The 5,614-nt window shown below is 40.2% G+C and carries 8 protein-coding genes; 1 reads left to right on the plus strand and 7 read right to left on the minus strand.

Translation table 11 applies throughout. The features are described 5' to 3' along the window. Positions 1-104: 104 nt before the first annotated feature. The 3 genes from ACUVXA_RS15270 to ACUVXA_RS15280 all read right to left on the minus strand — a co-directional run bounded on the left by ACUVXA_RS15270 (position 105) and on the right by ACUVXA_RS15280 (position 1,705). Positions 105-521: a hypothetical protein gene (locus ACUVXA_RS15270; protein WP_445872143.1), complete on the minus strand. Its 417-nt coding sequence runs from the start codon at positions 519-521 to the stop codon at positions 105-107. Positions 522-957: 436 nt separating this feature from the next. Beyond that, positions 958-1,575 carry an FkbM family methyltransferase gene (locus tag ACUVXA_RS15275; RefSeq protein ID WP_445872144.1) on the minus strand — a complete coding sequence of 206 codons (618 nt, stop codon included), beginning with the start codon at positions 1,573-1,575 and terminating at the stop codon, positions 958-960. After that, a complete protein-coding gene (locus ACUVXA_RS15280; RefSeq protein WP_445872145.1) occupies positions 1,520-1,705 on the minus strand; it encodes a hypothetical protein in 186 nt (61 codons plus the stop codon). Before ACUVXA_RS15280 ends, ACUVXA_RS15275 begins: the two co-directional genes overlap by 56 nt. Before the next feature lie 341 nt (positions 1,706-2,046). Between ACUVXA_RS15280 and ACUVXA_RS15285 the strand changes: the two genes are divergently transcribed. Next, complete coding sequence (locus ACUVXA_RS15285; protein WP_445872146.1) at positions 2,047-2,349, plus strand: hypothetical protein; 303 nt, start codon at positions 2,047-2,049, stop codon at positions 2,347-2,349. Between the two features lie 5 nt (positions 2,350-2,354). Here the strand turns inward: ACUVXA_RS15285 and ACUVXA_RS15290 are convergent, their stop codons facing one another. The 4 genes from ACUVXA_RS15290 to ACUVXA_RS15305 form a co-directional block, all read right to left on the minus strand. Next, positions 2,355-2,672 (minus strand): class I SAM-dependent methyltransferase, encoded by a 318-nt coding sequence (locus ACUVXA_RS15290; protein ID WP_445872147.1) that lies wholly within the window; start codon positions 2,670-2,672, stop codon positions 2,355-2,357. Further along, a complete protein-coding gene (locus ACUVXA_RS15295; protein ID WP_445872148.1) occupies positions 2,648-2,821 on the minus strand; it encodes a hypothetical protein in 174 nt (57 codons plus the stop codon). Before ACUVXA_RS15295 ends, ACUVXA_RS15290 begins: the two co-directional genes overlap by 25 nt. Positions 2,822-2,902: 81 nt before the next feature. Continuing rightward, positions 2,903-3,994: a glycosyltransferase family 4 protein gene (locus ACUVXA_RS15300; protein WP_445872149.1), complete on the minus strand. Its 1,092-nt coding sequence runs from the start codon at positions 3,992-3,994 to the stop codon at positions 2,903-2,905. A gap of 159 nt (positions 3,995-4,153) precedes the next feature. Further along, a complete protein-coding gene (locus ACUVXA_RS15305; RefSeq protein ID WP_445872150.1) occupies positions 4,154-5,107 on the minus strand; it encodes an NAD-dependent epimerase/dehydratase family protein in 954 nt (317 codons plus the stop codon). Between the last annotated feature and the right edge of the window lie 507 nt (positions 5,108-5,614).

Here is a 5,614-nt window from a genome sequence, read left to right on the forward strand (position 1 = left end):
CTTGCCTCCCACCTATACTTGAAAAATCATCTAGCACTTGATAATTAAATACTATCGCTACTAATCAACACTTCTAAATACTTCAATCAAGCCTAAACGGAAAACTAACTTAAAATTGCCGTATAAAAATTGATTAGAGGGTGGATAGTTAAGATATAAGTAGTATTGTGCCCTGCCGTTTTGGTCATAGCCAGTGCTATGTCCACGTATGGGTGGGTGTCAAAGTTGTAGATAAGAAATGGGTTAAAGTGAATTATAGCTGGTCTGAGGAGTATGTAGAGTTTGGCCCAGCCGCATAGGCTTTTATGAACAACAAGGCACGGGTCGGGGGTCATGTTAAAATTTAACCACGCACAGGCCAATACTGCATGTGGGCACTGGTAGGGGGGAATAGTGTTATGCTGCATGGTCGAAGGAAGATACTGCTGCGTTTCAAAATGCGTAAAGTGGAAAAAGGCTTGCTCAGAAGGCGTAACCATATACGCAGCCGAGAATAAAAACAGCACAGGAATCACAATCATAAAAGTTATTCTTCTAGTTTTTTGGGAAATTTTTAGTCTCCTAATTAAAGGTGAATCCTGTTTATCTGGTAGCAGAAAATTACAGACATAAATAAGGAAGGGAAACGTAAGTATCAGAATCCAACGCTACCATAAGGGGAGAGCCGAGCTATGCATTACCCATAAGTGCTAAGAGTAATTGCTTTCCTCTAGTTTTATGCAAAATACGCATATTTTCCTGTTGCCGCTATAAAAAATATCACGTATATGATAAAAAGGTATCCACAATAATTGTGGGTAACGCATAGCCCAGTAGCGGGGGAGGTTAGGGGGTTAGTGTTGAAGACGGAGTTGGGGAATGATATTATGCTTGCTCATTTATCTCTTATGTGAGAAGTAGGGGTTGAAAAATTTGGCTTGAAAAAGAATGATTAAACCCTATTATAGGGTTTTGCAGTTAACGGTTTGGAAACGCGTAAATTATTTTTTCCTCCCATTTTTCTGTTCCGAATTCCAAGGAGTTGAGGAGTTTCACTACTTTTTTAGCCTCGCCTGGATAATGATACGAAGCTATAGCCATGCTGGGCTTGTTGCTAATTAGATTGTTTTTTGAGCCTTTCATTATTTGAAGCTCGGCACCTTCTACGTCAATTTTAATGAAGTCAAACCGTTTAACTCCGAGTTTTCCTAAAAGTTCATCTAGAGTTAATGCTGGAACTAATATATACTTTTTACTTCTCTCGAGAACTACCGAATGGCTTATAGCATCACCACTTCTCGACATTTTAACAGTTCCACTTTCATCCATTAACGCCACTCTAACTGGGATTACACCTTTCAGCGAGTTAATCCTTATGTTAGTTAGTAACATAGCATAATTCTCTGGGTCAGGCTCAACTGAGATAACCAGTCTCTCAGAATCAACGAGTCTAGACGCCTTTAGAGTAAATACTCCAATGTGGGCCCCGACATCGATAACCACATCTCCCTTTTTTAGCCTATAGGAACGCTCATAAATTTCATCGAAAAAAATTTCCTTTATAATTATAAGATCTCCACTGAACGGTCTTATCAAAATACGATTTGCCCCCAACAGTAACTACCATCTTCACCCAGCCGAGAGCAAAGTATAGTGGTCTCAGAAAGAGCCTAAGATACTCTTTAATCCTCTCCGTATCACTAAAATCTATCTTTGCAACAGCCATAATAACCCTCACAGAAAACAAAACAGGCAGAATAATTAAGAATGCGATAAGAAGTGTTTTGCTGACTCTACCACTCCTAAGAAAACTGTTTTTTTCTCCATTTCTTAACCCCCTAAACTAGGGAACAAAATTTTTTCATTTAAACTTCGATATTTTCAGCATTTGAAAAAGAGTTTTTTGGGGGGTAGGATACCCTTATAGTGGATTAAAGGCATCCCGTCCTAAGGCGATACAAAATGATGAAAATACTTATCGTTCAAGGTATATTGCCCTTACTGCTGATTGTCCTCATCATTACCCTACACCGCAGAACCTCCACCCCTCAGTAAATCACGGAAAGAATGAGGAGAGAGACGCGGGAAGACCTGAGAAGAGCACGCAGCAGCTCTTCACGAAGCGTGGGAAAACCATGCAAGAAGAGCCGCGAGAAAAGAGGTGTACATCATATTGGGTCGAACCAAAAAACAAGTCTGGCCCAAAACCAAGAAGAAGGGAAGGGGGGAAACCATGAACTGGGTGATGGAGAAGGAGAAAGAAAAACACTTCTGCCTCGCCACCCTTATGGCTACTTTTCTCTGTCTTTTTATTTTGAATTCCTTAAAGGATTGGCTGTTGGGGATAAAACTGAATCTCTTCACAGTTGATAGAACTAAGGGCCATTTTCCCGCAGGATATGTCCTATCTCGTGGAGAGCTTTCTCTGATTCTCTTAAGTGTTCTATAGTTTCCAAGAAGAGAACACAATCAAGAGAACTAGGTGGTGCAGGCAGGTTTGAAGCACTTCCCACTACAAAGTTAATGTTTGCCATTACTCCTAGCTTTTTATTTTTCATTTTCCATCGCGCAAGCTTCAAGGAGTGGGGCTGCAACTCAAGCCCCAATGTGATGTAACTCTCAGAGGCTAAACGTACAGCAAAGTTTCCATGACAGGTGCCAACGTCGATTATATTGCTCTTCTTGGGAAACAACTTTGAACAAGTTCAATAACCTTCGCGAATCTTTCTTGATACCTATAGCAATTCCAAGTTTTTCTCTTACTAAACAATTCCTCTACTTTATGAGCGTGAATCGTCTGTAAATCCTTCTCAGTGGTTCTCTTCTTAGGTAAAATTTCCATGGCTAACACACCTTTATATAGACTATTGGCTTAAAACGACGCTGTTAGGGGCCTAAAGGTGCCAAGAGTTAATTAAGGGCGCTACTGTGGTTCCCTTATAGTTTTAATTATGTTTAACCATTGCTGACTAATTTTTTTTACGTCAAAATCAAGCGCTCTCTGCCTGCACTTTTCCCGCATCTCAGAAGAATACGCTTTCTGCCATAGGTATGTGGCTAGCCGGACAATCTCATTTTCACTTTTTGCAAGCCAGCCTGTTTCACCGTTAATAACGGTTTCTCCTGGACCCTGAAATGCGTAGGTTAGGACTGGTGTGCCGCAGGCCATACTCTCTACAGGTATGTACCCGAACTCCTCGTTGGTGAACGGGAAGATTGTAAACAGAGCGTTGGAGTAAAGTCTAACAAGTTCCTCATCACTTATGTGGCCCAAAATTTCAACATTAGGGTGATTTAGAAGACCTTTGGGAACATATGATAGCTTAGCACCGAAGGCTTTTACCTTTATCCCCTTATCCGCCACCTTTTGAATCGTGGAGAATTTTGTTTCTTTACCGAAGTAGGTTATAACATACTTATTTGATGAATTATCACGCAAAGGTTTGAACTTTTCACAGTCTATCGGGACGTATATAACATCGTGAACCTTCACATTAAACCTTCTATACAGGCTGGCACAGTAATTTGAGGTAGCTATTACTATGTTCGATTTCCTTGCCGCCAACCTGACATTTTTTCTATCTGCATAAAAGAAAGCAGGTCTCAAAATCCTATACATGTACTGAAAATACCATGGTAGCTCGCCCCTAATATTATCTAGGGCAGATGTTGTTGGGCCCAACACGAACCAGACATTGGAGGGAATTATTATTGTGTTGGAGAAGTTAAGCAAAATCTCATCATTTCTCTTAAATTTATGAGAGTTTAGGGACAGAAAGGCTTCTCTGCTCCACGCCTCAATCCACACGAGAGACGAGTCCTTAAAGTGAAACCTAACCCCAAGGTTTACGGGTTTAACTCCAAAAGAGTTAAGCTTCTGGTAAATATCTTTGGATATTGAGGTGGAAACCAAAGAGACATCGTACTTCTTAGCCAGCTCTTTTGATAAAAGTAGCGCAGGTCGAGCGGGACCAAAATCGTTTAGAAGAGGATCCGTAATTATGCAAATAGTCATACGTCGCACCACTGAAAAATGAGACAAGAAGGTTCTAGTACCTAACTCCTTATAACTCTTTACATTAATGAATATTTAAGCTTTTTAAATACTTAATACCTCCCAAAAACACTGGAAGGTTCTAAAAACTGTTTTTGTCTTTTGTTCACTGTTTATAACTTACATCGTTTTGTCCTTTAATAGTTTGTTTCTCCAATACTCAATGCTTCGTTTCAGTCCATCCTCGAGTTTAAACTTTGGCTCCCAGCCAAGGGTTTTTTTAGCCTTCGTGTAATCTCCTATAAGCTCCATGATGTCCAGCGGTCTTGGGGGTATGGTGTTCCAGATAACTTCGCCCTCAAAGCCGGTTAGTTTACTAATAATTTCTACAAGTTGCTTTATTGAAACTCCAATGCCTGTGGAAAAGTTGAAAACTTCACCGATGGCTTTCTCGTTTTCTAGACATGTTAGGTAAGCGTTTGTGTGGTCGTCAATGTAGAGCAAATCTCTGACCGGATTTGGATCTCCAAGTCTTACTGTTTCGCTTTGAAGCATTTGAACAATTGTGCGTTCCACAACAAAGTGTGTGTTATCTTTTCTTCCATAGGTGTTGAAGGGTCTTAGTATCGTTATGGGAAAATTGTGCCCATCTCTCATGTACATCAGATACTTTTCACACGCATGTTTGGTCACAGCGTAAGGGCTATTAGGGTTCTGCGGCGTGTCCTCTCTCCTTGGATTCGGACCATTACCATAGGTCTCCGAAGTTGAAGCAAAAAGGAAGTGTCTAAAGTGAGGCACTTCACGTATACAAGCCTCCGCTAGGTTTACAGTACCCATAAAGTTAGCTTCGATAACCTCCTGAGGGTGTTCATAACTATAAGCCACAGGGCTTATCGCCGCCAAATGGATCACAATATCCGGCTGAACCTCGCTGATAATTTTCTTAATCGTTGAGTACTCTCTCAGATCTCCGAAAACCGTTTTAACACTTCTCATCTGGCCAAGAACAAAGCGTCCAGTAACATATCTCTCAAGCACAAAAACATCGTAATCCCTATCAACAAGCAAAGGAACGATATGGCTACCGATAAATCCTGTACTACCTGTCAACAATACCTTGGTACTCGGCAACTTTACCACCATGAACAATTCTTCGGACAGTTATTCATATAATCTTTTCTATACTCGTCATAACTAAACAATGGGTCTATGACTTATTATATTGTGATTTTCTCACTGTCCTGTTGATTGTTAATTCCTGCTTTTCTTTCTCTTCAGGAGCTGTTTTTATGCTCCTCGCCCTGTGAAGCGTGAAACCTTCTTGTAAAACAGGGGTTTAAACACGGACCCTTCCACCCAAGCCACCACGGAAAAGTGAATAGGAAAGAATATAGAAATCAGAGAATAATAAAACATAGACCTATTGTAACTAAACTCAAACAGCGAATAAACTAAATGTATAAACTAACCACTTTACTTAAAAGTATTCTAAAAAGATATATTAACACTTATTTCTATCCTTGGTTAGTAGATAAAATAGCTGTTTGTTTCTTCTATAAATTATGTGGCTCCGAAGCTTACCTGGGTTCTGTGCCAAATACGGTTGGTAAGGTTAATTTGTGGGTCACACCATTCTCA

The organism is Candidatus Jordarchaeum sp., from assembly GCF_052745115.1.

Excerpts from the sequence above, each read along its gene's own strand:
- ACUVXA_RS15270 (WP_445872143.1), bottom strand. The coding sequence starts at position 521 with ATGATTGTGATTCCTGTGCTGTTTTTATTCTCGGCTGCGTATATGGTT.
- ACUVXA_RS15280 (WP_445872145.1), bottom strand. The coding sequence starts at position 1,705 with ATGGCTGTTGCAAAGATAGATTTTAGTGATACGGAGAGGATTAAAGAG.
- ACUVXA_RS15285 (WP_445872146.1), top strand. The coding sequence starts at position 2,047 with ATGAGGAGAGAGACGCGGGAAGACCTGAGAAGAGCACGCAGCAGCTCT.
- ACUVXA_RS15295 (WP_445872148.1), bottom strand. The coding sequence starts at position 2,821 with ATGGAAATTTTACCTAAGAAGAGAACCACTGAGAAGGATTTACAGACG.
- ACUVXA_RS15300 (WP_445872149.1), bottom strand. The coding sequence starts at position 3,994 with ATGACTATTTGCATAATTACGGATCCTCTTCTAAACGATTTTGGTCCC.